Origin of the sequence: Enterobacter sp. CC120223-11, from assembly GCF_900215375.1 — a bacterium.
In the GTDB taxonomy this organism is placed as follows: Bacteria; Pseudomonadota; Gammaproteobacteria; order Enterobacterales; family Enterobacteriaceae; genus Scandinavium.
In genome coordinates this window covers 342,775-369,076 of record NZ_OBEF01000003.1, presented here as the reverse complement: position 1 = coordinate 369,076, position 26,302 = coordinate 342,775, and the positions used below count along the sequence as shown (strand labels likewise).

Sequence of the window (26,302 nt, the reverse complement as noted above, 5' to 3'; positions counted from 1 at the left end):
CGATTCCTCTGTAGTTCAGTCGGTAGAACGGCGGACTGTTAATCCGTATGTCACTGGTTCGAGTCCAGTCAGAGGAGCCAAATTCAAAAAAGCCTGCTTTCGAGCGGGCTTTTTGCTTTTCTGCATTTTGCACTCTGCATAAAAAAAGCGGTGAGGCTTTTGCCGTCACCGCTTCATTCGCCAGTCCTGGACTTATTCGGCTTTCGGTTCAGCCGTTTTCAGTTCGCCCATGACCTTCAGCTTTTTAGAAATTTCACGACGCTCTTTGGAGAGTTCCGCGTTTTTAATGATGTAGTCGTCTACGCGGTCTTCGTAGTCGGTTTTCATGCTGGCGATGATTCCCTGGATGGCTTCAACGCTCATGCCCGGTTTGATGTAGTCACTGAGGTTATCAAGCAGCAGTACGCGCTTCTGGTTATCACGGACCTTTTTCTCAACGTCCTGAATTTCGCGCTGCAGTTTGTTTTTGCGACGGAACAGACGAACAAACTCCAGAACGTCCTGGAACGAAGGCTTAGTTGTTTCCATTTTTACACCCCTGATAATTGAGATTCGGATTCGTAAAGCAGCCGCTACTGGTAAACATAACTGCTGGCGGCCGCGAATGACAATGGTTTTTGCTCTGCCGCAATCATAACCCTAAACCACGCTGAATCGAAACAACCACGCGGCAAAGGGTGACCATATGGACGTTATTTGCGCAACGCCCGGCAAATCAGATGCGACAGCAATTCCAGCTGACGAGCCAGCTCCATACTCAGCCAGACATAGCCATGCATGGGCGTTTCTGACAGATTTTCACCTTTGTATTCATTCACCAGCTGACGTAGCTCAGCGACGATATCGTTGAGCTTTTCATTATTGGCAAGGATAGGCTGCGGATTCCCTTCATACAGCGCATGCGCGATAGTCAGCAGCGTTTGCTGCGTCATCTGCTGCATATCCCGCAGGGTATGGGCATTGAGCATAATGTAATGACTGCCGCGCGAGGCCCAGTACGCATTAATTTGCAGTTCCAGCATGCAAACCAGGTTACGGTTAACCGTTTGAATCCCTTCAAAAATGGACTTTTGAATATGCGTTTCTTTGCTGGCGGGTGTAATCAGGCCGCGCATTTTGACGACCTCGTTGAGCATTTTTTGCATTCGACGCTCAAGGCGGGGGCGTTCCAGTAAATTCGGCGAAAACCCGGCCTGGTAGAGACGGTTAAGTTCTGTCACATAGCCCGCCATCTGGATGCGCCAGTGAAGGAAGGCCCGCTGTGGCCAGATGCCGGTGAACAACATGGCCAATAACGAACCGATAATGACATCGCCGCTTCGCCACAGCGCGGTATGCATATCCCCTGCTGGCGCCCCGACAACAACGGAGAGGGTAATACCGATGAGCAAGGCCTGATAAGGTTTTTTGCCAAGCGCCAGCCAGCCGCAAAGAAACATCGCCGCCGCACACCACAGCAGCATGAGCGGGAGCGACATCAGCTCAAACTTAAGCGCAACCAGACCAAGTGCGGAGCCAAAGATGGTGCCACCAATTCGCTCAAACGCACGCGGAACCACGTTTCCCCAGAAAGAGATCGGCCCCATAAGGACAACCAGCGTGATGAGCGGCCAGGTGCCTTCCGGCACATGAAAAATGCGGACCAGCAGAAACGTCAGTATAAATGCGAGAGCAATTCGCACACCGTGCACGATACGGTAATGACGGTAGAGGCGAATTTCAAAAGGACTGAGTGATTTATCGGCGCGCACAACCGCTCTCCGGCCAGGGCAGAAAACACAATTGTATCTGTTTTTCTGCCGCTGGCATCACGGATGTGCATAAAACCATTCATTTAACAGGTATTTTTACCTTATACATGCCGTTTTTTAACAGGGACATACATTTCAATATCCCAGTAGCCATCCTGATTACCGTCATTGAGATAAAGCTCAAAGCAGGGTTTGGCAGCCAGCTCATGCTCCTTGTCCTGCAACACGCTGTTGAAGAACTGATACCACGGCGTGGCAAAATCATGATCCACAACGCGTGCGGCAGCTTTGGCATAAAGACCGCCCTCCACTTCCGTGACAATGACGCCTTCGCTGTTGTCCGGGGGAGCAAAACCTTCTGCCACCGTGACCACGGTGTCACAGCGAAGCTTCTCTGCAGGCACTTCATCCGGATTATCGTAGTAAACGGCTACCCACTCTTTCGCCGGGATTTTCTGGCTAGTGACCCACATCGCCAACTGCTCGAATCCCTGTTTGACGGTTTTCTCCCATGGCCCGACCATATGGAACCCTGCTACAACACGTTTTTGCTGCTGTGTGATGCTGTAATCCATGCTGCCTCCACTGATAATGACACTGGATAAATATACATGTAAAATCTAGCAAACGAGCCTGATGGAGTATGTGCGATATTTCACAGAACGGGAAAGTAAAACGCTCCCGGACGGGAGCGTTAAGAGGCATCAGGCTTTATGGTGCAGCCAGTCGCTAAAGCGGGAGAACATGCCGCCTTTACCGACGCTTTCCAGCGTCACCAGCGGCCAGTGGGCAATGATTTTCTTGCCGTCATAGAGTTCGATTTCGCCTACGCGCTGATGAGCCGCGATCGGCGCTTCCAGCGTTTTTTTATCAAGCACATATTTCGCTTTGATATTCGGCACTTCGGATTTTGGCAGCGCCAGCCAGAAGTCCTGATCTGTGCCGAGGCTAACCTGCTCTTTGTCTCCGTACCAGATGCGCTCCACGCCCACCTGTTTGCCATTTTGCAGCACTTCAACGGTGTCGAAGTTCTGCTGGCCCCAGTGCAGCAGCTTACGGGCCTGATCTTCGCGGCCTTTTGAGCTTTCTGCCCCCATCACCACGGCGATCAACCGACGCTTACCATCCACCGCAGAAGCAATGAGGTTGAAGCCTGCGCTGGCAGTATGACCCGTTTTCAGTCCATCTACGTTGAGGGTTTTATCCCACAACAGCCCGTTGCGGTTGTTCTGGGTGATGCCATTCCACGTCAGGCTCTTTTCGCTGTACATATGGTAGAAATCTGGCTCGCCGTGAATGATGGCGCGGGAGAGCACCGCCAAATCGTAAGCCGAACTGTGCTGACCCGGCGCATCCAGACCATGTACGGTTTCGAAATGGGTGTCCTTCAGCCCAAGCTTTTGCACGTAGCTGTTCATCATATTGACGAACTGCGGCTGGCCGCCTGCGACGTAATCCGCCAGCGCCACGCAGGCATCGTTCCCTGAGTCAACAATCAAGCCACGGCTTAAGTCATGAACGCTCAGCCTGTCGCCCTCTTTCAGAAACATCAGGGAAGATCCGTCAAACACAGGATTCCCTTTCGCCCACGCATCCCGGCCCACGGTGACCATGTCATCCGGGCTGATGCGGTGGCTGTCAATCGCGCGATCGACCACGTAGCCGGTCATCAGCTTGGTGAGACTGGCGGGGTTGCGCTGCTGGTGTTCGTTACCGGCAGTCAGAACCTGGCCGGTGGTGTAATCCATCAGCACCCAGGCCGCAGCCTGAATGGCGGGAGGTTGAACCGGTGCGGGAATGTAATCTGCGGCAAGTGCGCAGGAGATGCCCGAAGCGAGCAAAGAAACAGCAATAAACAAACGGCCTTTCAACAGCATATCCTCAACGTTCTCGTATTCCCGTTCTTTTTACGGGAGTTACGCTTTACTGACAGCGTTAAATTGCAAGGAAATATGACATTTCTGCGGGCGCGGCCGCATGGATCGCGCGTATGCTTCTGATGCGAGGGCAAATCGTTTACCATGGCAGGCTAATGCGCACACGAGCCACGAATTACCATGCAAGAAACCCCATCGCAAGCCAGCTTCCTGTTTCACGATTACGAAACCTTCGGCACCAGTCCTCAGCTGGACAGACCCGCGCAGTTCGCGGCGATTCGTACTGACGCGGATTTCAACATCATCGGTGAGCCGGAAGTGTTTTACTGCAAGCCCGCCGATGATTATCTTCCTCAGCCGCAGGCGGTGATGATTACCGGCATTACGCCGCAGGAAGCGCTGGCGAAAGGTGAAAACGAGGCCGCGTTTGCCCGGCGGATCCACGATCTGTTTACGGTGCCGAAAACTTGCGTGGTGGGCTACAACAACGTCCGGTTCGATGATGAAGTCACCCGTAATATCTTCTATCGTAATTTCTACGATCCCTACGCCTGGAGCTGGCAGAACAACAATTCTCGCTGGGACCTGCTCGACGTGATGCGCGCCTGCTACGCGCTGCGCCCTGAAGGCATTAACTGGCCTGAAAACGACGATGGCCTGCCGAGCTTCCGACTCGAACATCTGACTAAAGCTAACGGCATCGAGCACAGCAACGCGCACGACGCAATGGCGGACGTCTATGCCACTATTGCAATGGCGAAGTTGGTCAAAGCGCAGCAGCCGCGCCTGTTTGATTATCTCTATACCTACAGAGGTAAAAACAAGCTCGCCACGCTGATCGATGTGCCGCAGATGAAGCCGCTGGTGCATATTTCTGGCATGTTCGGTGCCTGGCGCGGTAACACCAGTTGGGTCGCACCGCTGGCGTGGCATCCGGATAACAAAAACGCGGTCATTATGGTCGATCTGGCCGGTGATATTACTCCGCTGCTGGAGCTGAATGCCGATGAGCTTCGCGAGCGTTTATACACACCGAAAGCCGAACTCGGTGAATTAGCCGCAGTGCCAGTCAAACTCGTTCACCTCAATAAATGCCCGATACTGGCGCAGGGCAATACGCTGCGTCCGGAAGATGCCGAACGGCTTGGTATCAATCGTCAGCACTGTCTGGACAACCTGAAAGTGCTTCGCGACAACCCGCAAGTGCGAGACAAAGTCGTGGCGATTTTTGCCGAGGCAGAACCCTTTGTGCCTGCAGAAAACGTGGATACTCAGCTCTATAACGGCTTCTTCAGCGACGCCGACCGCGCCGCCATGAAAATCCTGCTGGAAACCGAGCCGCGCAACCTGCCCGCTTTGGATCTGACCTTTGCCGATAAGCGTATCGAAAAACTGCTCTTCAACTACCGGGCGCGGAACTTCCCCGGCACGCTGGATGAAGCAGAGCAACAGCGCTGGTTGCAGCATCGCCGCAATGTCTTCACACCGGAGTTTTTACAGGCCTATGCCCAGGAGCTGGAAGCGCTTTACGGGCAGTATGAAGGCAACAGCGAGAAGCTCGCCCTGTTGAAGGCGCTGTATCAGTACGCACAAGAGATTGTCTGAGGCAAAACGACAGGCATAAAAAAACCGGAGACAGTGTCTCCGGTTTTTTATTGCTCAAATGAATTAAGCGATGTCTTCGTACTGCGGAACCGGGTTGCGGAAGCTACGGGTTACGCAGGCCAGGTAAATCAGGCCAACCGCGCCCCAAATCAGCCCCAGAACCATCGAGCTCTCTTCGAGGTTGATCCACAGCGCCCCCACTGTCAGCGCACCACACACCGGCATCACCAGGTAGTTGAAGTGGTCTTTCAGCGTCTTGTTACGCTTTTCGCGGATCCAGAACTGGGAGATCACCGACAGGTTAACGAAGGTGAAGGCCACCAGCGCACCAAAGTTGATCAGCGCCGTTGCGGTAACCAGGTCGAACTTGATCGCCAGCAGAGCAATGGCACCTACCAGCAGCACGTTCCATGCCGGAGTACGCCATTTCGGATGCACATAACCGAAGAAGCTTTTCGGGAACACGCCATCACGACCCATCACATACATCAGGCGAGAAACGCCCGCATGTGCCGCCATACCGGAAGCCAGTACGGTGACGCTGGAGAAGATCAGCACGCACCACTGGAAGGTTTTACCTGCCACGTACAGCATGATTTCAGGCTGAGACGCATCCGGTTCCTTGAAGCGGGAGATGTCCGGGAAATAGAGCTGCAGGAAGTAAGAGGCAATAATAAATACCCCACCACCAATCAGCGCAGTCAGGACGATAGCCCGCGGGATCACGCGCTCTGCATCTTTGGTCTCTTCAGACAGAGAAGAGATACCGTCGAAGCCCAGGAACGAGAAGCACAGGATGGTTGCCCCGGTGATCATCGGCGTGATGTGCGCGCCATCGGACCAGAACGGACGACTGCTTGTCAGCGTTGCGGCACCTTCACCATTGTGAACACCCCAGACGATCATGCCGACGATAACGGCCACGATACCCATCTGCAGCACCACAATCAAGGTGTTGAAGTTAGCAACGGTTTTGATGCTGCGCAGGTTAGAAACGGTCATAAAGGCCACTAACCCGACAACGAATATCCACGACGGCACCGAAGGCACCAGCGCTTCAAAATAGATTTTAGCCAGCAGGATGTTGATCATCGGCATAAACAGATAATCGAGCAGCGAAGACCAGCCCACCATAAAGCCAACCGCCGGGCTAATGGATTTCTGAGCATAGGTATAGGCTGAACCTGCGGACGGATAGCGGCGAACCAGCTTACCGTAGCTTAATGCAGTAAACAGGATGGCTATCAGAGCGAATGCATAGGCTGTCGGGACGTGACCATCGGTCAGTCCTGATACGATACCAAATGTATCGAACAGCGTCATAGGCTGCATATAGGCAAGACCCATCATAACAACCGGAATCAGCGTAAGCGATTTACGCAATTCCACGCGAGAGGTGTTTGGAGTAACGTTATGCGACATGGTCATTCCCCTTTACGGTGAAAACCGTCGCGTAAGCAAAAAATTGCCCCATTTTTTGGATTTCCTCGGCGACAACAACTGTCGATTTTTAGTAAGTATCTATCCGGTACGAAGCCCGGCCTCTTGTTTGTATGAGTGTCTGGAAAACAAAAAAATAACCGACGCCATAGTTAAATTGCGTCGGTCACTCTTTTTTTTCTGGCGCGCATTTTGCCCCTTTCCACGCATAAACACAAGAGATTGCGTGCCGTATCAAACAATTCTCTGCGATAAATGTCTGATTATTCATCACTGCTGCGCTGGTACACGGCAGCGATAGCACTATTTGCTAAAACAGCATCCCGCCACCAGCGGCTGGCGAGGCCTGCGGTCTGTTCATTCCAGCCCATCCAGACCGCGTCAAACGGAACGTGGGCCGAAACCTGCTTTTCCACCAGCGCGCCGCTGTCGATAAAGCGCTGAGCCAGGTAGCGCGGCAAATAGCCGCAGCCCAGGCCGCTGATTTGCAGCTCCAGCTTGGTTTTAAAATCAAAAACGGTTATTGCTTCCTGGTCGTCCAGCAGCTGTTGAAATGCCGGGCAGTCCGGCGTGATGCCATCGCCCACGACAATCGCCCGGTGTCGCTTAATGGTTTTGCGGCTTAGCGGCTCGGCCTCATTGGCTAAAGGATGGTGCGCAGCGACGACAAAAATCTGCTCCAGTTCGCCCAGCGGAGCAAAACCAAAATCACTCATCGGCGGGGGATCGCGTAGCGCACCGACGACAATATCCGCCCGCCCCTGGATCAGCGCCTCCCAGGAGCCGCCGAGTACGCCATTGATAAACTTCAACCGGGTGACGTTATGGTTGGCGTAGAACTGCTCAATTAAGGGAGCCAGTAAAGAGAAAGGAAAAGTATCGTCCACCCCGATGACCAGATCGTTCTCCCAGCCTTCGTGCAGCTTGACGGCCTGCTTTTCAAGCTCGCGCACCGTGTGCAGAACCTCTCGACCCTTCTCCAGCAGCAGTTTACCGGTGCGCGTAAAGGTCGCCCGATGGCCGCTGCGGTCGAGCAACTGAATACTGAGATCGCTTTCGAGCTTGTGGACGGTGTAACTCAGCGCCGAGGGCGTTTTGTAGAGCTTTGCCGACGCCGCAGCAAAGCTCCCTTCCTTATCGAGCGCATCAAGAATGATGAGGACTTCCAGCAGTGGTTTCATCGTCGCCCCCTGACGGTACGCGATGTCACCGCAGGACCATTACTCCAGCGGCATCACCAGCGGATCGGGATACTGATATTCAAACCCTAGCTCAGAACAGATGCGGTTGCCGTCAATCAGTCGGCCTTTCTCCGCGCTGTTGCTGAATACCGGAGGCTCAAGCCCCAGCTCGCGCGCCATCTGCGGGTAAAAGGTCGCTCGCGACGGGTGACCCGGCGCACAAAGATTATAGATATGACCGCCTTTCGGTGCCTGAAGCAGCAGCGTGATGGCCGCAATCACATCTTCCAGATGCACAAGATTGACACCCTGCTGCCCGTCCGGTGCAGATTTCCCGGCAAAGAAACGCCCGGGATGACGCAGGGGACCCACAAGCCCCGCAAGCCGCAAAATATCAACCGACGTGCCAGGCAGATTATGCAGCCAGTCTTCGAGTTCCTTGAGCACGCGACCGCTTGAGGTGATTGGCTCACGCGGTGCCGTTTCTTTAATACTGCCCTGCCCTTTTCCGTAAACCGACGTTGAACTGGTAAATACAATGCGCGGAATATGGTACGCCAGAGCGCTGTCGACAATTTCCTGCACAGCCTGCAGATAAAACTCTTCGCCCGGTCCGCTACGGCGTGCGGGGAGCGTAATCACCAGCGCATCGACGTTCATCAGCGCATCCAGATCGTCCGTGTCGCAGACCATTTGAGGATCCAGACGCAGCAGATAGCTGTCTATACCGCACATTCTCGCGGCTTCCACTCCATCTACGGTGGTTTTACTGCCGGATACCTGCCAGCCCCGGGCGGTTAATGACAGCGCCAGCGGCATGCCCAGCCAGCCCAGCCCCACGATGGCGACCTTTTTCATCTGTGTTCTCCTGACTTGTTCACGTTCCTCTGTTAAGGCTACGCCAGCCCTCGCCAACTGACAATTTATCTGGCGAAGATGAAATGAATTAATGATGAAAAAAAGCCCTTGCATTCAGCCGATGAACTGGTTTAGGTTAAAAGGCATCAAATGCATAAGCATTCAACGAGAAATTTATGATCAGCGTTCAGTTTAAACACCACCATCATCACCATCACCCTGACTAGTCTTTCAGGCGATGTGTGCTGGAAGACGGTTAGATCTTCCAGTGGTGCAGAACGCAAGAGAAAGCCCCCGGAAGATCGCACTTCCGGGGGCTTTTTTTTGGACGCAGGTTTTCAGTGATTCAGACAGGATACGAGGATAATAAAATGACAGACAAGAGCCGTTTACGCATAGCTATGCAGAAATCCGGGCGCTTAAGCGATGATTCACGCGAATTGCTGGCACGCTGTGGCATAAAAATCAATCTGCACACTCAGCGCCTGATTGCGCTGGCAGAAAATATGCCGATCGACATTCTGCGCGTGCGTGACGACGACATTCCAGGCCTGGTGATGGATGGCGTAGTTGACCTCGGCATCATCGGCGAAAACGTGCTGGAAGAAGAGCTGCTGACCCGCCGCGCACAGGGCGAAGATCCGCGCTATTTCACTCTGCGTCGCCTGGACTTTGGCGGCTGCCGCCTGTCGCTCGCCACCCCGGTTGACGAAGCCTGGGACGGCCCGGCCGCGCTGGACGGTAAGCGCATCGCCACGTCCTATCCGCACCTGCTAAAGCGCTACCTCGATCAGAAAGGTATCTCGTTCAAATCCTGTCTTCTGAACGGCTCCGTAGAAGTGGCTCCGCGCGCGGGTCTGGCTGATGCCATCTGCGACCTCGTCTCTACGGGAGCAACGCTTGAGGCCAACGGCCTGCGCGAAGTGGAAGTCATTTATCGTTCCAAAGCCTGCCTCATTCAGCGCGACGGCGAGATGCCGGAAGCCAAGCAACAGCTGATCGACAAACTGCTGACCCGTATTCAGGGCGTGATTCAGGCCCGTGAATCGAAATACATCATGATGCACGCGCCAACCGAGCGCCTGGAAGAAGTGATTGCCCTGCTGCCAGGTGCCGAGCGTCCGACCATTCTGCCACTGGCAGGCGATCAGCAGCGCGTGGCGATGCACATGGTCAGCAGCGAAACCCTGTTCTGGGAAACCATGGAAAAACTGAAAGCGCTCGGGGCCAGCTCCATTCTGGTGCTGCCAATTGAGAAGATGATGGAGTAACCGACCATGAGCTTTAATACTGTCATCGACTGGAACAGCATCAGCCCCGAGCAGCAGCGCAACCTGCTGATGCGCCCGGCTATTTCGGCCTCAGAAAGCATCAGCCGCACCGTGGCGGAGATCCTCGACAACGTCAAAGCAAACGGCGATGTCGCCCTGCGTGAGTACAGCGCAAAATTTGATAAAACCGACGTCGCTGCACTGAAAGTTAGTGAGCAGGAAATCGAGGCCGCCAGCAGCCGTTTGAGCGACGAGCTGAAACAGGCAATGGCCGTCGCCGTAAAAAACGTAGAAACCTTCCACGTTGCGCAGAAACTTCAGGCCGTCGATGTAGAAACGTTGCCTGGCGTGCGCTGCCAGCAGGTCACTCGCCCGATTGCCTCCGTCGGGCTGTACATTCCCGGCGGTTCCGCCCCGCTCTTCTCGACAGTATTAATGCTCGCCACCCCGGCCCGCATCGCCGGTTGCAAAAAAGTGGTGCTCTGTTCGCCGCCGCCGATTGCCGATGAGATCCTCTATGCGGCGAAGCTGTGCGGCGTGCAGGACATTTTCAACGTTGGCGGCGCGCAGGCCATTGCCGCGCTGGCGCTGGGCACCGACTCCGTACCGAAAGTCGATAAAATTTTTGGCCCGGGCAATGCTTTCGTCACCGAAGCCAAACGCCAGGTCAGCCAGCGTCTCGACGGCGCCGCCATTGATATGCCGGCCGGGCCTTCAGAAGTGCTGGTGATCGCCGACAGCGGCGCAACACCAGACTTCGTCGCTTCCGATTTGCTGTCGCAGGCGGAACACGGCCCGGACTCGCAGGTCATTTTGCTGACGCCGGATGCCGAAATGGCATCACGCGTCGCCGAAGCCGTTGAGCGCCAGCTGGCCGAACTGCCACGTGCAGAAACTGCGCGCCAGGCACTTTCCGCCAGCCGTCTGATCGTCGCCCGCGATTTAGCCCAGTGCATAGCAATTTCTAACCAGTACGGCCCAGAGCACCTGATCATTCAGACTCGCGACGCGCGTTCATTGGTCGACAATATCACCAGCGCTGGCTCCGTCTTTTTAGGCGACTGGTCACCGGAATCGGCGGGCGATTACGCCTCCGGCACCAATCACGTGCTGCCGACCTATGGCTACACCGCCACCTGTTCAAGTCTGGGTCTTGCCGATTTTCAGAAACGCATGACCGTGCAGGAACTCTCAAAAGAGGGCTTTGCTGCCCTGGCCTCCACCATTGAAACGTTGGCCGCCGCCGAGCGCCTGACCGCCCACAAAAACGCCGTCACCTTACGCGTTGCCGCCCTCAAGGAGATGAAATGAGCATTGAAGAGTTAGCCCGCAAAAACGTCCGCGAACTGACACCCTATCAGTCTGCCCGTCGTCTCGGCGGCAAAGGTGACGTCTGGCTGAACGCCAACGAATTTCCAACGGCGGTGGCATTCGATCTTTCGCAGCAAACGCTCAACCGTTACCCGGAGTGCCAGCCAAAAGCGGTTATCGACAACTACGCGCAGTATGCAGGACTGAAACCGGAGCAGGTTTTAGTGAGCCGCGGGGCTGATGAAGGTATCGAGCTGTTAATTCGCGCGTTCTGTGAGCCAGGCAAAGATGCCATTCTGTTCTGCCCGCCAACGTATGGGATGTACAGCGTCAGCGCCGAAACTTTTGGCATTGAGTACCGCACCGTTCCCGCGCTGGAAAACTGGCAGCTCGATTTGCAGGCGATTAGTGACAAGCTTGACGGCGTAAAAGTCGTCTATGTGTGCAGTCCGAATAACCCGACCGGACAAATCATCAATCCGCAGGACATTCGCGTTCTGCTGGAAATGACGCGCGGCAGAGCCATTGTGGTGGCCGATGAGGCTTACATTGAATTTTGCCCACAGGCGACGCTCGCCGGCTGGATTGCCGAATATCCGCATTTAGTCGTGCTGCGCACCCTCTCCAAAGCCTTTGCCCTTGCAGGCTTGCGCTGTGGGTTTACGCTGGCAAGTGAAGAGGTGATTGCGCTGCTGCTGAAGGTGATTGCGCCCTATCCGCTCTCTACGCCGGTGGCCGATATTGCGGCTCAGGCGCTGAGCCCGCAGGGCATCAACGCCATGCGCGACCGCGTCGCACAAATCCTTGAAGAGCGTCAGTACCTGGTCAGCCAGCTGAGAAATATTGCGTGCGTTGAACAAGTCTTCGACTCGGAAACTAACTACATCCTGGCGCGCATCACAGCCTCAAGCTCGGTCTTCAAATCTTTGTGGGATCAGGGCATTATCTTACGAGATCAGAACAAACAACCTTCTTTAAGCGGCTGCCTGCGCATCACCATCGGCACTCGCGAAGAGAGCCAGCGCGTCATTGACGCCCTTCGTGCGGAGAAAGTATGACTCAGAAGTTCCTCTTTATCGATCGTGACGGCACGCTCATCAGCGAGCCGCCGAGTGATTATCAGGTCGATCGTTTCGACAAACTGGCGTTCGAAGCGGAAGTCATCCCTTCCCTGCTGAAGCTGCAAAAAGCAGGTTATCAGCTGGTGATGATCACCAACCAGGACGGCCTTGGCACCGACAGCTTCCCGCAGGCGGATTTCGACGGCCCGCACAATCTGATGATGCAGGTGTTTGCCTCCCAGGGTGTGAAATTCGCAGACGTGCTGATTTGTCCGCATTTCGAGACGGACAACTGTGAATGCCGTAAACCAAAAACAAAAATGGTGTCCGCGTGGCTCAATGAAGGCGTCATGGACGTGACAAACAGCTTCGTGATTGGCGACCGCGCAACGGACGTAACGCTGGCGCAAAACATGGGCATTACCGGCCTGCGCTACAGCCGCGACGATCTCAACTGGCTAAAAATTACCGAACAGCTGACGAAGCGCGACCGCTATTCCCACGTGGAACGCAACACCCGCGAAACGCAGATTGACGTCAAGGTATGGCTCGACCGCGAAGGCGGCAGCAAAATCAATACCGGCGTCGGCTTCTTCGATCATATGCTCGATCAGATTGCCACCCACGGTGGGTTCCGCATGGAGATCGCCGTTAAAGGCGACCTCTATATTGACGATCACCACACCGTGGAAGACACCGGTCTGGCGCTCGGCGAAGCGCTGAAGCTGGCATTGGGCGACAAACGCGGCATTAACCGCTTTGGTTTCGTCCTGCCAATGGATGAGTGCCTGGCCCGCTGTGCGCTGGATATCTCCGGCCGCCCACACCTCGAATACCGCGCCGAGTTCACCTATCAGCGCGTCGGCGACCTCAGCACCGAAATGATCGAACACTTCTTCCGCTCGCTTTCTTACACCATGGGCGTGACGCTGCACCTTAAAACCAAAGGCAAAAACGATCACCACCGCGTGGAGAGTCTGTTCAAAGCCTTTGGCCGCACGCTGCGCCAGGCTATCCGCGTGGAGGGCGACACCCTTCCCTCCTCGAAAGGAGTGCTGTGATGAACGTTGTTATCCTTGATACCGGCTGTGCGAATCTGCACTCGGTCAAGTCAGCGATTGCCCGGCACGGCTACGAGCCATTGGTCAGCCGCGACCCGGATGTCGTCCTGCGTGCCGACAAACTTTTTCTGCCCGGCGTCGGCACCGCACAGGCCGCAATGGACCAGATTCGCGAGCGTGAGCTTATCGGGCTGATTAAAGCCTGCACGCAGCCTGTACTCGGCATTTGCCTTGGCATGCAGCTGCTCGGGCGACGTAGCGAGGAGTCAAACGGCGTCGACATGATTGGCATTATCGATCAGGACGTGCCGAAAATGACTGATTATGGGCTGCCGCTGCCGCACATGGGCTGGAACCGCGTTTATCCGAAAGCGGGCGACAGGCTGTTTCGCGGCATTGAAGATGGCGCTTACTTCTATTTCGTTCACAGCTACGCGATGCCGGTAAATCCTTACACCATCGCACAGTGCAATTATGGCGAGCCCTTTACCGCCGCCGTGCAGAAAGACAACTTCTTCGGCGTGCAATTTCACCCGGAACGCTCCGGTGCCGCAGGCGCTCAGCTGCTGAAAAACTTCCTGGAGATGTGATGATCATTCCAGCTTTAGATTTAATTGACGGTACCGTTGTCCGTCTTCATCAGGGCGATTACGGGCAGCAGCGTGACTACGGCAACGATCCGCTGCCGCGCCTGCAGGAGTACGCGGCTCAGGGCGCAGAAGTTCTGCACCTGGTCGATCTTACGGGTGCGAAAGACCCGGCGAAGCGACAGATCCCATTACTCAAAAAATTGGTGGCCGGGGTTGATGTTCCCGTTCAGGTTGGTGGCGGGATTCGCACCGAAGAGGACGTGGCGGCACTGCTGGATGCTGGCGTGGCACGCGTTGTTATAGGTTCAACCGCGGTGAAATCGCCTGAAACAGTAAAAGGCTGGTTTGAGCGCTTCGGTGCAGAAAAACTGGTGCTGGCACTCGACGTGCGCATTGACGAGCAAGGCACCAAACAGGTGGCGATCAGCGGCTGGCAGGAAAACTCCGGCGTCACGCTGGAGCAACTGGTGGAGACTTATCTGACCGTTGGCCTGCAGCACGTGCTTTGCACCGACATTTCACGCGACGGTACGCTGGCTGGCTCCAACGTGTCGCTCTATGAAGAAGTCTGCGCGCGCTATCCTCAGGTTGCATTTCAGTCCTCTGGTGGCATTGGTGGCCTGGACGATATCGCCGCTTTACGCGGAACCGGCGTGCGTGGCGTGATTGTCGGACGCGCGTTACTGGAAGGAAAATTTAACGTAACGGAGGCCATCCAATGCTGGCAAAACGGATAATTCCTTGTCTTGACGTGCGCGATGGCCAGGTCGTGAAAGGCGTTCAGTTCCGCAACCACGAAATCATCGGTGATATCGTGCCGCTGGCAAAACGCTATGCCGAGGAAGGCGCAGACGAGCTGGTGTTTTATGACATCACCGCCTCCAGCGATGGCCGCGTGGTCGATAAAAGCTGGGTGTCCCGCGTGGCGGAAGTGATTGATATTCCTTTCTGCGTGGCGGGCGGCATCAAGTCGGTTGATGACGCAGCAAAAATTCTCTCTTTCGGTGCCGACAAAATCTCGGTGAACTCCCCTGCTCTTGCAGATCCGGAGCTTATCACCCGGCTTGCCGACCGCTTTGGCGTGCAGTGTATCGTGGTCGGGATTGACACCTGGTTTGATGCTGAAACCGGCAAATATCACGTCAATCAATATACCGGCGATGAAAGCCGCACCCGGGTCACGCAGTGGGAAACCCTCGACTGGGTTCAGGAAGTACAGAAACGTGGCGCAGGCGAGATTGTCCTGAACATGATGAATCAGGATGGCGTGCGTAACGGTTACGACCTGCAGCAGCTGAAAAAAATGCGAGAAGTTTGCCACGTGCCGCTGATTGCCTCTGGCGGGGCAGGCACGATGGAGCACTTCCTGGAAGCCTTCCGTGATACAGACGTGGATGGCGCGCTGGCGGCCTCCGTCTTCCACAAACAAATCATTAATATTGGTGAATTAAAAGCGTACCTGGCGACTCAGGGCGTGGAGATCAGGGTATGACAGAACAACTGGACTGGGAAAAAACCGACGGACTGATGCCCGCCATTGTGCAACACGCGGTATCCGGTGAAGTGCTGATGCTGGGCTACATGAATCAGGACGCGCTGGCAAAAACGCAGGAAAGCGGAAAGGTCACATTTTATTCCCGCACAAAACAGCGTTTGTGGACCAAGGGGGAAACCTCCGGTAACTTCCTGAACGTTGTCAGTATTACCCCAGACTGTGACAACGACACGCTGCTGGTGCTGGTCAACCCAATCGGCCCGACCTGCCACAAAGGCACCTCAAGCTGCTTTGGCGAAACGTCTCACCAGTGGCTCTTCCTTTATCAGCTGGAGCAACTGCTGGCAGAGCGCAAAACGGCCGACCCGGCAAGCTCCTATACCGCAAAACTGTACGCCAGCGGAACTAAACGTATCGCGCAGAAAGTAGGTGAAGAAGGCGTGGAAACCGCCCTGGCCGCTACCGTGAACGATCGCCATGAGCTGACAAACGAGGCCTCTGACCTGATGTATCACCTGTTGGTGCTGCTGCAGGATCAGGACCTGGATTTAACCACGGTGATTGAGAATCTGCGTAAACGTCATCAATAGCACTCAGCAGGCGTAAAAAAACCGGGCTCATAACAGGGCCCGGTTTTTTATTGTCTAAAACGTTTAGGCTTTAGGCTGGTAATTACGCAGTGCGTTGCGGCCCAACACGATACCGGCTCCGACCAGACCGCCCAGCAGCATGGAAAGGACAAGGATAATCGCACGTTTCGGGCTGTCACGACGGATAGGCAAAGTTGGCTTCATGACGTAACGATAAGCGTGGATGTTCGAAGGCTTCAGTTCCTCTTTATTGTCACCGCTCATCAGATTCTCGATATCGAACAGGGTCTGGCGCGTCTGATAATAGCTGTCCGGGAACGTCAACGGACGCGTGGATTCGTTTTTCACCATCGCGCTGAGTGCATCGCTGCCCAGCATAAACATGGTGTCCTGCGAAACCTGATCGGCCTGCTGAACCTGCGGCATCTTGATCTTCGACTGCTCGGCAATGGTCAACGCCTGAGTGATCTGCGCGATACGTAACGCTTTCTGCTCGGTAGCCACTTTCTCCTGAGTAGTCAGTGACTGCTCAAGGGCTTCTTTGCGGGCGTCGATGTTCGCTTTGAGATCGCCGCCCACCGCTTTTGCAACCCCTTCATCCACCTGCTGAATATAGTGCGCCAGCGTTTTCTGCGCCTCTTCAGCTGACGGGGCTGTGTATGAAACACGAAGCGGCAGGTTCTGCCCCTTCACAGCCGTTTCGATATCCAGTTTTTCCGGCTCTTCCTGGTTATCCAGGGATTCGGACAGTGCTGAGAAAGAAGAGTTAAAGCGGGTGATAAAATCCTGCTGGATGGTACCGATAGTAGGTGCGCTTAAAGCATAGAGGATGTTCATTGCGTTAGAGTATCCGGAAACCTGCCCTGAATCCGGTTGCGTGATAATTGCTGTGGAGGTCCATTTCTCCTTAGCAACCATGAGATAACCTGCTGCAAGCAGAATGGCTACAATCACACACACGATGATGGTGACCTTCCCACGCCAGATCTGCACAATCAAATCGATAAGATCAATCTGCTCCGGCTCGCTACGCTGACCGGAGTTGCTTTTATAATTGTCCTGAGTCATACCAACCTTAACCGCATTAAAGAAAACTTCAGAAAAGCCCACAAGGGCGGATAGTCTACTTACGCCCATCAGAATTACTATAAGAATAATGCCCGAATCCGACGAAATTAACCGAAAAAACGGGCTACGCTAATTGTAGATAACGATTATCTTTTTTCGCCAGCTAACGGTATGATTTTGCTTTCAGTTGTACCCGTCGCGACATGGCGATTTTATGGTCAGTATTTGAGGAATTAAGATGAAATACCTGGTTACCGGCGCGGCCGGTTTTATCGGCTTCCACGTCAGTGAGCGTCTTCTGCAGGCGGGTCATCAGGTTGTCGGGATCGATAATCTCAACGACTACTATGACGTCAGCCTGAAACAGGCGCGTCTCGATCTGCTGCAAAAGCCAGGTTTCAGCTTCCATAAAATCGATCTTGCCGACCGCGAAGCTATGGCAGCCCTGTTTGCCGACGAGAATTTTGACCGGGTTATTCACCTGGCCGCCCAGGCGGGCGTCCGTTACTCCCTGGAAAACCCACATGCCTACGCCGATGCCAATCTGATTGGCCATTTGAACGTGCTGGAAGGCTGTCGCCACAACAAGGTTCAGCACCTTCTGTATGCTTCGTCCAGCTCGGTTTACGGCCTGAACCGCAAAATGCCTTTCTCCACTGATGATTCAGTCGATCATCCGGTGTCGCTGTACGCCGCCACCAAGAAAGCCAACGAGCTGATGTCGCACACCTATTCGCATCTGTATGGTTTGCCGACCACCGGCCTGCGCTTCTTTACCGTGTATGGCCCATGGGGCCGCCCGGACATGGCGCTGTTCAAGTTCACCAAAGCGATGCTCGAAGGCAAACCTATCGACGTCTATAACCACGGTAAAATGAAGCGTGACTTCACCTATATCGACGACATCGCGGAAGCTATTATCCGTCTGCAGGACGTTATTCCGCAGGCAAATCCAGAGTGGACGGTTGAAACAGGCTCCCCGGCCACCAGTTCAGCCCCTTATCACGTCTACAACATCGGTAACAGTTCTCCGGTGGAGCTAATGGATTACATCACCGCGCTGGAAGAAGCGCTGGGCATTGAAGCTGTCAAAAACATGATGCCGATTCAGCCAGGCGATGTTCTGGAGACCAGCGCCGATACGCAGCCTCTGCAAGCCGTCACTGGCTTTAAGCCGGAAACCTCAGTGAAGGACGGCGTGAAAAACTTCGTTGACTGGTACCGCGGCTTTTACAACGTCTGATTCGGTAGCTAATTCCAAAAACGAGAAAGGCCCTCATTGAGGGCCTTTTTTGTGCATCCGAAAATGTATCAGTCGTTGCCGAATAAATCGCGGGTATAAACTTTCTCCGCCACGTCATCCAGCTCTTTCGCCATACGGTTGGAGATAATGACGTCAGCTTCCTGCTTGAATGCATCCAGGTCGCGCACCACGCGTGAGTGGAAGAATTCATCTTCCTGCATCACTGGTTCGTAAATGATGACCTGCACACCTTTGGCTTTGATACGCTTCATAATCCCCTGAATGGAGGATGCACGGAAGTTGTCAGAACCGCTCTTCATGATCAGACGATACACGCCCACCACTTTCGGTTTACGGGCCAGGATAGAGTCCGCAACAAAATCTTTGCGCGTTCGGTTAGCATCAACAATCGCACCAATAATGTTATTAGGCACGGATTCGTAGTTTGCCAGCAGCTGCTTGGTATCTTTCGGCAGACAGTAGCCGCCGTAGCCGAATGATGGGTTGTTATAGTGATTGCCGATACGCGGGTCGAGGCAAACGCCTTCAATGATCTGGCGAGAGTTCAGCCCCAGACTTTCCGCATAGCTGTCCAGTTCGTTGAAGTAGGCCACGCGCAGCGCCAGGTAGGTATTGGCGAACAGCTTGATCGCTTCCGCTTCCGTTGAATCAGTGAACAGCGTCGGGATGTCTTTTTTGATAGCCCCTTCTTGAAGCAGCGCCGCAAAACGTTCGGCACGCTCAGACTGCTCACCAATCACAATGCGTGATGGATGCAGGTTGTCGTAGAGGGCACGCCCTTCACGCAGGAATTCTGGCGAGAAGAAGACGTTGTCGATACCGAGACGTTCTTTAATCTCGTTGGTGAAGCCAACCGGAATAGTCGACTTGATGATCATCACCGCATTCGGATTGATTTCAGTCACATCACGGATCACAGACTCAACGCTGGAGGTATTGAAGTAATTGGTCTTAGGATCGTAATCGGTCGGCGTGGCGATAATGACGTAGTCCGCATCGCGGTACGCGTCTTGTTTATCTGTCGTAGCGCGGAAGTTCAGCTGCTTAGTCGCCAGGTACTCTTCAATCTCTTTATCGACAATCGGCGACTTCTTCTGATTGAGCATATCAACTTTGGCCTGCACGATGTCCAGCGCTACCACTTCGTGGTGCTGGGCAATCAGAATGCCGTTTGAAAGGCCGACGTAACCTGTACCGGAAATTGTAATTTTCATTAGACGCAACTTTTTTCAGTTAACCGGGCAATGATGGCGTCAGGGCCATCGTGAGAAGTAATAGCTGAGGGGGTTTTTACCTCTTGCGTCGAGGCACTGTCAAGGCGAAGCCTGTGAATTGGGGTATTGTTGAAGTGATATTCAGACTACTTCGAGTGTTTGAGCAACCTCTGGATAAAAAAAGCCCGGAGATTAACCCCGGGCCTTGTTGAGTCAACGGAATAAATCCGATTACTCCATCCACTCTGTGTGGAACACGCCTTCTTTATCAGTACGCTTGTACGTGTGAGCACCGAAGTAGTCACGCTGCGCCTGAATCAGGTTGGCAGGCAGGACTTCTGCGCGGTAGCTGTCGTAATAAGCGATAGCAGCAGAGAACGTTGGTACAGGAATACCATTCTGAACAGCGTAAGCCACAACGTCACGCAGCGCCTGCTGGTAGTCGTCTGCGATTTTCTTGAAGTATGGCGCCAGCAGCAGGTTCGCGATGTCGGCATTTTCAGCATAGGCATCGGTGATTTTCTGCAGGAACTGAGCACGGATGATGCAACCTGCACGGAAGATCTTCGCGATTTCACCGTAGTTCAGGTCCCAGTTGTACTCGTTGGAAGCCGCACGCAGCTGAGAAAAGCCCTGAGCGTAGGAAACAATCTTGCCCAGATACAGCGCACGACGCACTTTCTCAACGAATTCGGCTTTATCACCCGCTGGCTTAGCCTGCGGACCGCTCAGCACTTTAGAAGCCGCAACGCGCTGGTCTTTCAAAGAGGAGATGTAACGAGCAAACACGGATTCGGTAATCAGAGACAGCGGCTCGCCGAGATCCAGGGAGCTCTGGCTGGTCCACTTACCGGTGCCTTTGTTAGCTGCTTCATCGAGGATCACATCGACCAGGTATGTACCTTCTTCATCTTTCTTGGTGAAGATATCTTTGGTGATGTCAATCAGATAGCTGTTCAGCTCGCCGTTGTTCCACTCGGTGAACACCTGAGCTAGCTCTTCGTTAGAAAGCTTCAGGCCGCCTTTCAGCAGAGAATAGGCTTCAGCAATCAGCTGCATGTCGCCATATTCAATACCGTTGTGAACCATCTTCACGTAGTGGCCCGCACCGTCCGGACCGATATAGGTCACGCATGGCTCACCGTCTTCTGCAACAGCAGCGATTTTGGTAAGGATTGGAGCAACCAGCTCATAGGCGTGCTTCTGGCCGCCAGGCATAATAGATGGGCCTTTCAGCGCGCCTTCTTCACCGCCGGACACGCCGGTACCAATGAAGTTGAAGCCTTCGGCTGACAGCTCGCGGTTACGGCGAACAGTGTCCGGGAAGTATGAGTTGCCGCCTTCAATGATGATGTCGCCTTTATCCAGGTAAGGCTTAAGTGATTCGATGGCTTTGTCCGTGCCCTCGCCCGCCTTCACCATTAACAGGATGCGGCGTGGTGTTTCCAGAGACTCGACGAACTCCTGCACCGTGTAAAAAGGAGCCAGTTTCTTGCCAGGGTTCTCGGCAATCACTTCTTCAGTTTTTTCACGGGAGCGGTTGAAGATGGAGACGGTATAACCACGGCTTTCGATGTTGAGCGCCAGGTTGCGCCCCATCACTGCCATACCGACGACGCCGATCTGTTGCTTGGACATTACATACTCCTGTCAGGTGTGGTCACCGCGCAGGGTGCGCGCGGCTTGGAATGTGGGGAAGATGTTAACTCAGGTACCATCAACTTGGGTAGCATTTGGTGGCTTATTACCGTTGTTAACTGATCGCCTTATGCCCAATCAGGTGACGCCTTAGCAAACTGAGGGTCGAAAGGCCCCTCTTTGACTTCAATCATGACAGCCCTTTCCGACATGCATTCTACGCTATGTATATCCCCGGGCGAAAATTCAACGATGGCAGTGTCGGTACCAGGACCTGCAAGGAATGTTGATTGAACCTCACCTTCGGCGGTATAGAGTGTAATTTGAACGCAACCTTCCGAAACAACAAACATTTCCCATTGATGAGGTAGTTCATGATAATGAGGCTCAACATAACTACCTTTCACAAGCACAATGACCAGCCGCTGAACTTTCTCATTATGATCAGAATGTAAGAGTAGATGTGATCTTTTACGTACTGAACTCTGAGCATCCTCAAATAATGCATTAAGTTTAATATCATCAATTAAGCGCATTACTTGCTCCTAATTTATTTTGTATAGCTTGGGCTGCTGAGTGGACGGAAAACTGATTAATCAACAACTCATAAGCACCTTCACCTATAGTGGAGCGCAGGCTTTGGTCAAGGAGTAAACGTTCAGCTGAAGCAAAGAGAGCACCATCTTGCCCATTCAAATGAATAAACCCTGCCTGATTCGCATTAACTATATCCATCAAGTCATTACCCTCATTGACACTTCCTAAAATGGGTAACGACTGGACCATGTAGCCTAATAATTTTCCTGGAAAGTTATGCGAAGTGTGATTGGCAGACAGTGAGAAAAGTCCAACATCTACTTCGCTGAGTAAGCGCTTGAACTCTTGCTGGTTGATGGACGGTAGATAGGAAAAATTCGATAATTTCCAATCAGTTGCGAGGCGATTGATCAAATCAACTTCATCGCCTTGCCCAACAAATAAAAAATGAGCCTGGGGATGGATTTGCATCTTTTTAGCGAGACGCATCAGATTTGCCATATCTTGAGCATGACCGATATTCCCGCCATAGAAGAAAATCGTTTTATCATGCAAATTAAGACGCTTACGAAAAGATGTGCTTTCATCTTCATAAGAGACATGGGCAGTGAGACTAGCCCAATTCCTCAGCACTTCGCAGGGTAGAGTTCTGTTCTGAGATTGGAATAATTCAAGATTTCTATCAGACATCAAACCAATACCATCGGCCTGTTCGTAAGAATATTGCTCAAAAAAGCGAAAATACTTATCCAGCAAAGAACCACTTCGAAGCATACCGGCATCTATTACCCACTGAGGAAACATGTCGCGCAAGACAAGATAAGCGGGACATCCACACTTTTTCTTAATGTTATAAACTAATCTCCCCCAAAAAATTGAGGGAGAATAGTAAATAACCCCATCAAAAGTGTTTTCATTAACCTTTGATTTAAGCGAACGCCACGCCCTAAATGATAGCAATGTTTCATTGATCGCACGCTGATATTTAGACACATCTTTAATCGGTCCACTATCGAAGCGCCAAACTTCGACGCCATCAATATTATCAGTACTGAAACACTGACTGGCATTTATCTCAGGTGTAATAACCGTAACTTGATGACCATTCTGAAGAAGCTCAACTGCGAGTTCATGGAACATTTTAGCCCCCACCCGCGTGCTATTGGGCAAATAATCATCGATTATAAGAGCAAGTTTCATTAATACTCTTTCCAGACCACTCTCTTAACATAATCTGTATAAGAATGGATAATTCTCACCACTTTATCAGAGACGTTTGGCATGCTGTAATCAGCAACCTGGCGTAGCAAACGTTCAGTGCCACGTGGTTGAATCTCAAGAATTGATAAAGCCTGCAATACGCGTTCAACTTCCAGCCCAACCATCATAACTGAAGCCTCTTCAAAACCCTCGGGTCTTTCATGGGCTTCACGAATATTAATCGCGGGGAAGTTCATGATTGATGATTCTTCAGTGATGGTACCGCTATCGGATAAAACGGCCTTTGAGTTTTTCTGCAAATTATTATAATCATGGAAACCTAAAGGCTTAAGTAGTTGTATGTTTTTATGAAAAACAATACCAGCAGCCTCAATTCTGTTACGGGTTCTTGGATGAGTAGAAATAATCACAGGGACATCATACTTCTCCGAAATAGTGTTAAGAATCAATGCTAATTTTTCTAACTGTTTAGGTGAATCTACATTTTCTTCACGGTGTGCGCTGACAACAAAAAAATTATTTTTCTCAAGTCCTAAACGTTCAACCACATCAGAACTATCAATTTGATCCATATAATGAGAAAGAACTTCATACATTGGGCTGCCAGTTTTTATGACACGATCAGCCGGTAGCCCCTCGCTCAATAAATAATCACGTGCAATTGTGCTGTAGGTTAGATTAACATCTGCTGTATGATCTACGATTCGACGGTTGGTTTCCTCTGGAACGCGTTGGTCAAAACAGCGATTACCAGCTTCCATATGGAAAATAGGAATTTTACGACGTTTTGCTGGCAAGGCTGAAATGCAAGAGTTGGTGTCACCTAAGACTAGCATCGCATCAGGCTTAACTTCTTCAAGAACTTCATCAACCTTAATGATTACTTGTCCGATGGTAGTCGCTGCGTTCTTACCCGCAGCACTTAAAAAATAATCTGGTTTTCTAACGCCTAGGTCGTTAAAAAAAACTTCATTCAACTCGAAGTCATAGTTCTGTCCTGTATGGACAATAATATGTTCGCAATGCTGATCAAGTTTTGCCAAAACACGCGACAAGCGAATAATTTCAGGACGGGTACCGACAACAGACATTACTTTTAATTTCTTCATGCTAAAGATCTCGCTATAGTATCCGGTGCATTTTTATCAAAAATTTCATTTGCCCAAAGCATTACAATCAGCTCATTTGTTCCGGTATTAGTTATATCGTGAGTCCATCCGGGAACAGTCTCAACAACTTTATGTTCACCAGAACTAACCTTTAGCTCATATCTTTCACCGGTAACTACATGTTCAAACTTGAACGTAGCATCTCCTTGAATCACCAAAAACTTTTCATTTTTCGAGTGATGGTAATGACCTCCCCGAGTGATACCTGGATGGGCAGTGAAAAATGAAAATTGTCCTGAGTCCTTAGTTTTCAGCATCTCACAAAAAGTGCCACGCTGATCGCTGTATGAAGGAATGGAATAGCCAAACTGTTCTGGTTTCAAATAGCTCAGATATGTTGAATAAAGAGCCCTGACAAGGCCTGTACCAACTTGCGGGGTAGTCAAGTTATCGCGACTATCTTTAAAAGAATGGAGAATATTAGCTACTTCACCAACTGTAGTCTGGTATTGAATAGATATTGTCCGATACCCACTTTCTTTTCCATCAATCAAATCAATTAATTCAGAACAAACATCATCAATATAAACAAGCGTAACTGGTGCATTAGTATCATTGATAACAACATTTAAACCTGAAGCGATATTGTTGCAAAAAGTAGCAACAAAAGAATTGTAATTTGGCCTACACCATTTCCCAAATACATTAGGAAAACGATAAATATAATGCTGTGCCTGATTTGAATTAGCATAATTCAAAACAGCATCTTCTGCAGCAGCCTTGCTAAGGCCGTAACTATTATTGAAAGTAGCCTGAATAGAAGAACTTAACATTATTGGGGTCTGGAGATTACATTCCTTTAAAATATCAACAATGCGTTGAGTCAACAGATGATTACCAGCGCCAAACTCTTCGTCACTAATTGGCCTATTCACCCCGGCAAGATGATAGATAAAATCTGCAGATGTAACTGCAGCTTTCAGTTCGCTTTCGGTACTTGAACGGTCAATTTTAATTATGTCATGACGACCTAATTCTTCTAATCGCAAGCAAAGGTTACGACCTATAAATCCTTCTGCTCCAGTTACCAGAATTTTCATATCATGCATCCAAATCGTAAGGCTGGCCTGCGCGTAAAGCATTAACGAAAGGAAGCTTGAGTAATAACTTCTTCATCCCTTCAACATCAAGACGTTCAGTATTGTGAGAGTTATAATCTTCAACCTCTGAGATTCGCTTATCACCCTGCTCTACATATTTACCGTAGTTAAGATCACGCAAATCTGGTGGCACACGATAGTAATCCCCCATATCTACAGCAGCAACCATCTCCTCACGGCTTAACAGAGCTTCATACAACTTTTCGCCGTGTCTGGTACCAATGACATTGATAGGATGCGCAGGTACATCCAAAAGCTCTTTCAGAGCGATAGCTAATGTTTCGATAGTCGCTGCTGGGGCCTTCTGAACAAAAATGTCACCGTTATCACCATGCGTAAACGCATACAGCACAAGATCGACAGCGTCTTCTAACGTCATCATAAATCGTGTCATATTTGGGTCAGTTATAGTAATAGGTTTCTCACTACGAATCAGATCCACAAACAGTGGAATAACAGATCCTCGCGATGCCATGACGTTACCATAACGCGTTGCACAAATAACTGTCTTACTCGGGTCAACGTTGCGAGACTTGGCAACAATCACCTTCTCCATCATTGCTTTGGAGATACCCATTGCATTGATAGGATAAACAGCCTTATCTGTACTTAGGCAAACAATCCTGCTCACTTCATTTGCAATTGCTGCCTCGAGCACATTTTCAGTACCCAACACATTGGTTTTAACTGCTTCCATTGGATGGAATTCGCAAGATGGGACTTGCTTGAGTGCGGCGGCATGGTAAATAAAATCAACCCCTCTCGACGCATTCAATACACTTGAATAGTCTCGAACATCACCGATATAGAACTTGAGTTTAGGATTATTATATTTCTTGCGCATATCATCCTGCTTTTTCTCATCGCGGGAAAATATACGAATTTCTTTAATATCGGTATCAAGAAAGCGATTTAAAACTGCGTTACCAAACGAACCAGTTCCACCAGTGATTAGTAATATTTTATTTGAAAACATGTTTAGACCTCGAAATGATTGCTG

At 51.7% G+C, this 26,302-nt stretch carries 27 protein-coding genes, 1 tRNA gene and 1 other annotated feature; of the genes, 12 read left to right on the top strand and 16 right to left on the bottom strand.

The window, feature by feature from the left end; all coding sequences use genetic code 11:
* Positions 1-4: 4 nt before the first annotated feature.
* A tRNA-Asn gene (locus CRO87_RS05785) sits at positions 5-80 on the top strand.
* A 112-nt stretch (positions 81-192) separates the two neighbouring features.
* On the opposite strand, the gene CRO87_RS05780 is transcribed toward CRO87_RS05785, so the two are convergent.
* The 4 genes from CRO87_RS05780 to dacD form a co-directional block, all read right to left on the bottom strand.
* The gene (locus CRO87_RS05780) at positions 193-528 is read right to left on the bottom strand and encodes a DUF496 family protein (protein ID WP_097161971.1); all 336 of its coding nucleotides are present in this window, start codon (positions 526-528) and stop codon (positions 193-195) included.
* Positions 529-692: 164 nt separating this feature from the next.
* Positions 693-1,751 carry an FUSC family protein gene (locus CRO87_RS05775; RefSeq protein ID WP_097161970.1) on the bottom strand — a complete coding sequence of 353 codons (1,059 nt, stop codon included), beginning with the start codon at positions 1,749-1,751 and terminating at the stop codon, positions 693-695.
* Positions 1,752-1,852: 101 nt separating this feature from the next.
* Positions 1,853-2,326, bottom strand: coding sequence for a DNA gyrase inhibitor SbmC (gene sbmC / locus CRO87_RS05770; protein ID WP_097161969.1), 474 nt, complete (start codon positions 2,324-2,326; stop codon positions 1,853-1,855).
* Positions 2,327-2,455: 129 nt separating this feature from the next.
* Entirely contained in the window at positions 2,456-3,622 is a 1,167-nt protein-coding gene (dacD, locus tag CRO87_RS05765) for a serine-type D-Ala-D-Ala carboxypeptidase DacD (RefSeq protein ID WP_097161990.1), read from the bottom strand.
* Positions 3,623-3,808: 186 nt separating this feature from the next.
* On the opposite strand from dacD, the gene sbcB reads away from it, so the two are divergent.
* Positions 3,809-5,233: an exodeoxyribonuclease I gene (gene sbcB / locus CRO87_RS05760; RefSeq protein ID WP_097161968.1), complete on the top strand. Its 1,425-nt coding sequence runs from the start codon at positions 3,809-3,811 to the stop codon at positions 5,231-5,233.
* 63 nt (positions 5,234-5,296) lie between these two features.
* Here sbcB and CRO87_RS05755 read toward each other — a convergent pair whose 3' ends face one another.
* The 4 genes from CRO87_RS05755 to CRO87_RS05740 all read right to left on the bottom strand — a co-directional run bounded on the left by CRO87_RS05755 (position 5,297) and on the right by CRO87_RS05740 (position 8,712).
* Complete coding sequence (locus tag CRO87_RS05755) at positions 5,297-6,655, bottom strand: APC family permease (protein WP_176504261.1); 1,359 nt, start codon at positions 6,653-6,655, stop codon at positions 5,297-5,299.
* Positions 6,645-6,707 (bottom strand): membrane protein YoeI, encoded by a 63-nt coding sequence (yoeI, locus tag CRO87_RS22280; RefSeq protein ID WP_101706264.1) that lies wholly within the window; start codon positions 6,705-6,707, stop codon positions 6,645-6,647. The genes CRO87_RS05755 and yoeI overlap by 11 nt, the downstream gene beginning before the upstream one ends.
* A gap of 229 nt (positions 6,708-6,936) precedes the next feature.
* A complete protein-coding gene (locus CRO87_RS05745) occupies positions 6,937-7,854 on the bottom strand; it encodes a LysR substrate-binding domain-containing protein (protein WP_097161965.1) in 918 nt (305 codons plus the stop codon).
* A 39-nt stretch (positions 7,855-7,893) separates the two neighbouring features.
* Entirely contained in the window at positions 7,894-8,712 is an 819-nt protein-coding gene (locus CRO87_RS05740) for an SDR family oxidoreductase (protein WP_097161964.1), read from the bottom strand.
* 176 nt (positions 8,713-8,888) lie between these two features.
* On the opposite strand from CRO87_RS05740, the gene hisL reads away from it, so the two are divergent.
* The 9 genes from hisL to hisIE all read left to right on the top strand — a co-directional run bounded on the left by hisL (position 8,889) and on the right by hisIE (position 16,091).
* Positions 8,889-8,939: a his operon leader peptide gene (gene hisL / locus CRO87_RS22275; RefSeq protein WP_101706263.1), complete on the top strand. Its 51-nt coding sequence runs from the start codon at positions 8,889-8,891 to the stop codon at positions 8,937-8,939.
* Positions 8,915-9,038: a sequence feature (His leader region), on the top strand. It overlaps the preceding gene by 25 nt.
* A gap of 45 nt (positions 9,039-9,083) precedes the next feature.
* On the top strand, positions 9,084-9,983 hold the full coding sequence (hisG, locus tag CRO87_RS05735; RefSeq protein ID WP_097161963.1) for an ATP phosphoribosyltransferase: 900 nt from the start codon (positions 9,084-9,086) through the stop codon (positions 9,981-9,983).
* A 6-nt stretch (positions 9,984-9,989) separates the two neighbouring features.
* A complete protein-coding gene (hisD, locus tag CRO87_RS05730; protein ID WP_097161962.1) occupies positions 9,990-11,294 on the top strand; it encodes a histidinol dehydrogenase in 1,305 nt (434 codons plus the stop codon).
* Positions 11,291-12,352 carry a histidinol-phosphate transaminase gene (hisC, locus tag CRO87_RS05725; protein ID WP_097161961.1) on the top strand — a complete coding sequence of 354 codons (1,062 nt, stop codon included), beginning with the start codon at positions 11,291-11,293 and terminating at the stop codon, positions 12,350-12,352. The genes hisD and hisC overlap by 4 nt, the downstream gene beginning before the upstream one ends.
* A complete protein-coding gene (gene hisB, locus CRO87_RS05720) occupies positions 12,349-13,416 on the top strand; it encodes a bifunctional histidinol-phosphatase/imidazoleglycerol-phosphate dehydratase HisB (RefSeq protein WP_097161960.1) in 1,068 nt (355 codons plus the stop codon). The genes hisC and hisB overlap by 4 nt, the downstream gene beginning before the upstream one ends.
* Positions 13,416-14,006 (top strand): imidazole glycerol phosphate synthase subunit HisH, encoded by a 591-nt coding sequence (hisH, locus tag CRO87_RS05715; protein WP_097161959.1) that lies wholly within the window; start codon positions 13,416-13,418, stop codon positions 14,004-14,006. The genes hisB and hisH overlap by 1 nt, the downstream gene beginning before the upstream one ends.
* Positions 14,006-14,743 carry a 1-(5-phosphoribosyl)-5-[(5-phosphoribosylamino)methylideneamino]imidazole-4-carboxamide isomerase gene (gene hisA / locus CRO87_RS05710; RefSeq protein WP_097161958.1) on the top strand — a complete coding sequence of 246 codons (738 nt, stop codon included), beginning with the start codon at positions 14,006-14,008 and terminating at the stop codon, positions 14,741-14,743. The genes hisH and hisA overlap by 1 nt, the downstream gene beginning before the upstream one ends.
* Positions 14,725-15,498, top strand: coding sequence for an imidazole glycerol phosphate synthase subunit HisF (hisF, locus tag CRO87_RS05705; protein WP_097161957.1), 774 nt, complete (start codon positions 14,725-14,727; stop codon positions 15,496-15,498). The genes hisA and hisF overlap by 19 nt, the downstream gene beginning before the upstream one ends.
* Positions 15,495-16,091, top strand: a complete 597-nt coding sequence (hisIE, locus tag CRO87_RS05700) for a bifunctional phosphoribosyl-AMP cyclohydrolase/phosphoribosyl-ATP diphosphatase HisIE (RefSeq protein ID WP_097161956.1) — start codon at positions 15,495-15,497, stop codon at positions 16,089-16,091. The genes hisF and hisIE overlap by 4 nt, the downstream gene beginning before the upstream one ends.
* Before the next feature lie 63 nt (positions 16,092-16,154).
* On the opposite strand, the gene wzzB is transcribed toward hisIE, so the two are convergent.
* The gene (gene wzzB / locus CRO87_RS05695) at positions 16,155-17,159 is read right to left on the bottom strand and encodes an LPS O-antigen chain length determinant protein WzzB (protein ID WP_097161955.1); all 1,005 of its coding nucleotides are present in this window, start codon (positions 17,157-17,159) and stop codon (positions 16,155-16,157) included.
* 238 nt (positions 17,160-17,397) lie between these two features.
* On the opposite strand from wzzB, the gene CRO87_RS05690 reads away from it, so the two are divergent.
* Positions 17,398-18,402 carry an NAD-dependent epimerase gene (locus CRO87_RS05690; protein ID WP_097161954.1) on the top strand — a complete coding sequence of 335 codons (1,005 nt, stop codon included), beginning with the start codon at positions 17,398-17,400 and terminating at the stop codon, positions 18,400-18,402.
* Between the two features lie 68 nt (positions 18,403-18,470).
* Here CRO87_RS05690 and ugd read toward each other — a convergent pair whose 3' ends face one another.
* From ugd to fnlA, 7 genes are all read right to left on the bottom strand, one after another.
* Positions 18,471-19,637 carry a UDP-glucose 6-dehydrogenase gene (ugd, locus tag CRO87_RS05685; protein ID WP_097161953.1) on the bottom strand — a complete coding sequence of 389 codons (1,167 nt, stop codon included), beginning with the start codon at positions 19,635-19,637 and terminating at the stop codon, positions 18,471-18,473.
* A gap of 231 nt (positions 19,638-19,868) precedes the next feature.
* Positions 19,869-21,275, bottom strand: coding sequence for an NADP-dependent phosphogluconate dehydrogenase (gene gndA, locus CRO87_RS05680; RefSeq protein WP_097161952.1), 1,407 nt, complete (start codon positions 21,273-21,275; stop codon positions 19,869-19,871).
* A gap of 128 nt (positions 21,276-21,403) precedes the next feature.
* On the bottom strand, positions 21,404-21,811 hold the full coding sequence (locus CRO87_RS05675; protein WP_097161951.1) for a WbuC family cupin fold metalloprotein: 408 nt from the start codon (positions 21,809-21,811) through the stop codon (positions 21,404-21,406).
* Positions 21,798-23,012: a glycosyltransferase family 4 protein gene (locus CRO87_RS05670; RefSeq protein ID WP_097161950.1), complete on the bottom strand. Its 1,215-nt coding sequence runs from the start codon at positions 23,010-23,012 to the stop codon at positions 21,798-21,800. The genes CRO87_RS05675 and CRO87_RS05670 overlap by 14 nt, the downstream gene beginning before the upstream one ends.
* On the bottom strand, positions 23,012-24,142 hold the full coding sequence (gene wecB, locus CRO87_RS05665; RefSeq protein WP_097161949.1) for a non-hydrolyzing UDP-N-acetylglucosamine 2-epimerase: 1,131 nt from the start codon (positions 24,140-24,142) through the stop codon (positions 23,012-23,014). Before wecB ends, CRO87_RS05670 begins: the two co-directional genes overlap by 1 nt.
* Positions 24,139-25,242, bottom strand: a complete 1,104-nt coding sequence (locus tag CRO87_RS05660; RefSeq protein WP_097161989.1) for an NAD-dependent epimerase/dehydratase family protein — start codon at positions 25,240-25,242, stop codon at positions 24,139-24,141. The genes wecB and CRO87_RS05660 overlap by 4 nt, the downstream gene beginning before the upstream one ends.
* Position 25,243: 1 nt before the next feature.
* Positions 25,244-26,278, bottom strand: a complete 1,035-nt coding sequence (gene fnlA, locus CRO87_RS05655; protein WP_097161988.1) for a UDP-N-acetylglucosamine 4,6-dehydratase/5-epimerase — start codon at positions 26,276-26,278, stop codon at positions 25,244-25,246.
* Between the last annotated feature and the right edge of the window lie 24 nt (positions 26,279-26,302).

Excerpts from the sequence above, each read along its gene's own strand:
- CRO87_RS05780 (WP_097161971.1), bottom strand. The coding sequence starts at position 528 with ATGGAAACAACTAAGCCTTCGTTCCAGGACGTTCTGGAGTTTGTTCGT.
- sbmC (WP_097161969.1), bottom strand. The coding sequence starts at position 2,326 with ATGGATTACAGCATCACACAGCAGCAAAAACGTGTTGTAGCAGGGTTC.
- sbcB (WP_097161968.1), top strand. The coding sequence starts at position 3,809 with ATGCAAGAAACCCCATCGCAAGCCAGCTTCCTGTTTCACGATTACGAA.
- CRO87_RS05755 (WP_176504261.1), bottom strand. The coding sequence starts at position 6,655 with ATGTCGCATAACGTTACTCCAAACACCTCTCGCGTGGAATTGCGTAAA.
- CRO87_RS05745 (WP_097161965.1), bottom strand. The coding sequence starts at position 7,854 with ATGAAACCACTGCTGGAAGTCCTCATCATTCTTGATGCGCTCGATAAG.
- CRO87_RS05740 (WP_097161964.1), bottom strand. The coding sequence starts at position 8,712 with ATGAAAAAGGTCGCCATCGTGGGGCTGGGCTGGCTGGGCATGCCGCTG.
- hisG (WP_097161963.1), top strand. The coding sequence starts at position 9,084 with ATGACAGACAAGAGCCGTTTACGCATAGCTATGCAGAAATCCGGGCGC.
- hisD (WP_097161962.1), top strand. The coding sequence starts at position 9,990 with ATGAGCTTTAATACTGTCATCGACTGGAACAGCATCAGCCCCGAGCAG.
- hisC (WP_097161961.1), top strand. The coding sequence starts at position 11,291 with ATGAGCATTGAAGAGTTAGCCCGCAAAAACGTCCGCGAACTGACACCC.
- hisB (WP_097161960.1), top strand. The coding sequence starts at position 12,349 with ATGACTCAGAAGTTCCTCTTTATCGATCGTGACGGCACGCTCATCAGC.
- hisH (WP_097161959.1), top strand. The coding sequence starts at position 13,416 with ATGAACGTTGTTATCCTTGATACCGGCTGTGCGAATCTGCACTCGGTC.
- hisA (WP_097161958.1), top strand. The coding sequence starts at position 14,006 with ATGATCATTCCAGCTTTAGATTTAATTGACGGTACCGTTGTCCGTCTT.
- hisF (WP_097161957.1), top strand. The coding sequence starts at position 14,725 with ATGCTGGCAAAACGGATAATTCCTTGTCTTGACGTGCGCGATGGCCAG.
- hisIE (WP_097161956.1), top strand. The coding sequence starts at position 15,495 with ATGACAGAACAACTGGACTGGGAAAAAACCGACGGACTGATGCCCGCC.
- wzzB (WP_097161955.1), bottom strand. The coding sequence starts at position 17,159 with ATGACTCAGGACAATTATAAAAGCAACTCCGGTCAGCGTAGCGAGCCG.
- CRO87_RS05690 (WP_097161954.1), top strand. The coding sequence starts at position 17,398 with ATGAAATACCTGGTTACCGGCGCGGCCGGTTTTATCGGCTTCCACGTC.
- ugd (WP_097161953.1), bottom strand. The coding sequence starts at position 19,637 with ATGAAAATTACAATTTCCGGTACAGGTTACGTCGGCCTTTCAAACGGC.
- gndA (WP_097161952.1), bottom strand. The coding sequence starts at position 21,275 with ATGTCCAAGCAACAGATCGGCGTCGTCGGTATGGCAGTGATGGGGCGC.
- CRO87_RS05675 (WP_097161951.1), bottom strand. The coding sequence starts at position 21,811 with ATGCGCTTAATTGATGATATTAAACTTAATGCATTATTTGAGGATGCT.
- CRO87_RS05670 (WP_097161950.1), bottom strand. The coding sequence starts at position 23,012 with ATGAAACTTGCTCTTATAATCGATGATTATTTGCCCAATAGCACGCGG.
- wecB (WP_097161949.1), bottom strand. The coding sequence starts at position 24,142 with ATGAAGAAATTAAAAGTAATGTCTGTTGTCGGTACCCGTCCTGAAATT.
- CRO87_RS05660 (WP_097161989.1), bottom strand. The coding sequence starts at position 25,242 with ATGAAAATTCTGGTAACTGGAGCAGAAGGATTTATAGGTCGTAACCTT.
- fnlA (WP_097161988.1), bottom strand. The coding sequence starts at position 26,278 with ATGTTTTCAAATAAAATATTACTAATCACTGGTGGAACTGGTTCGTTT.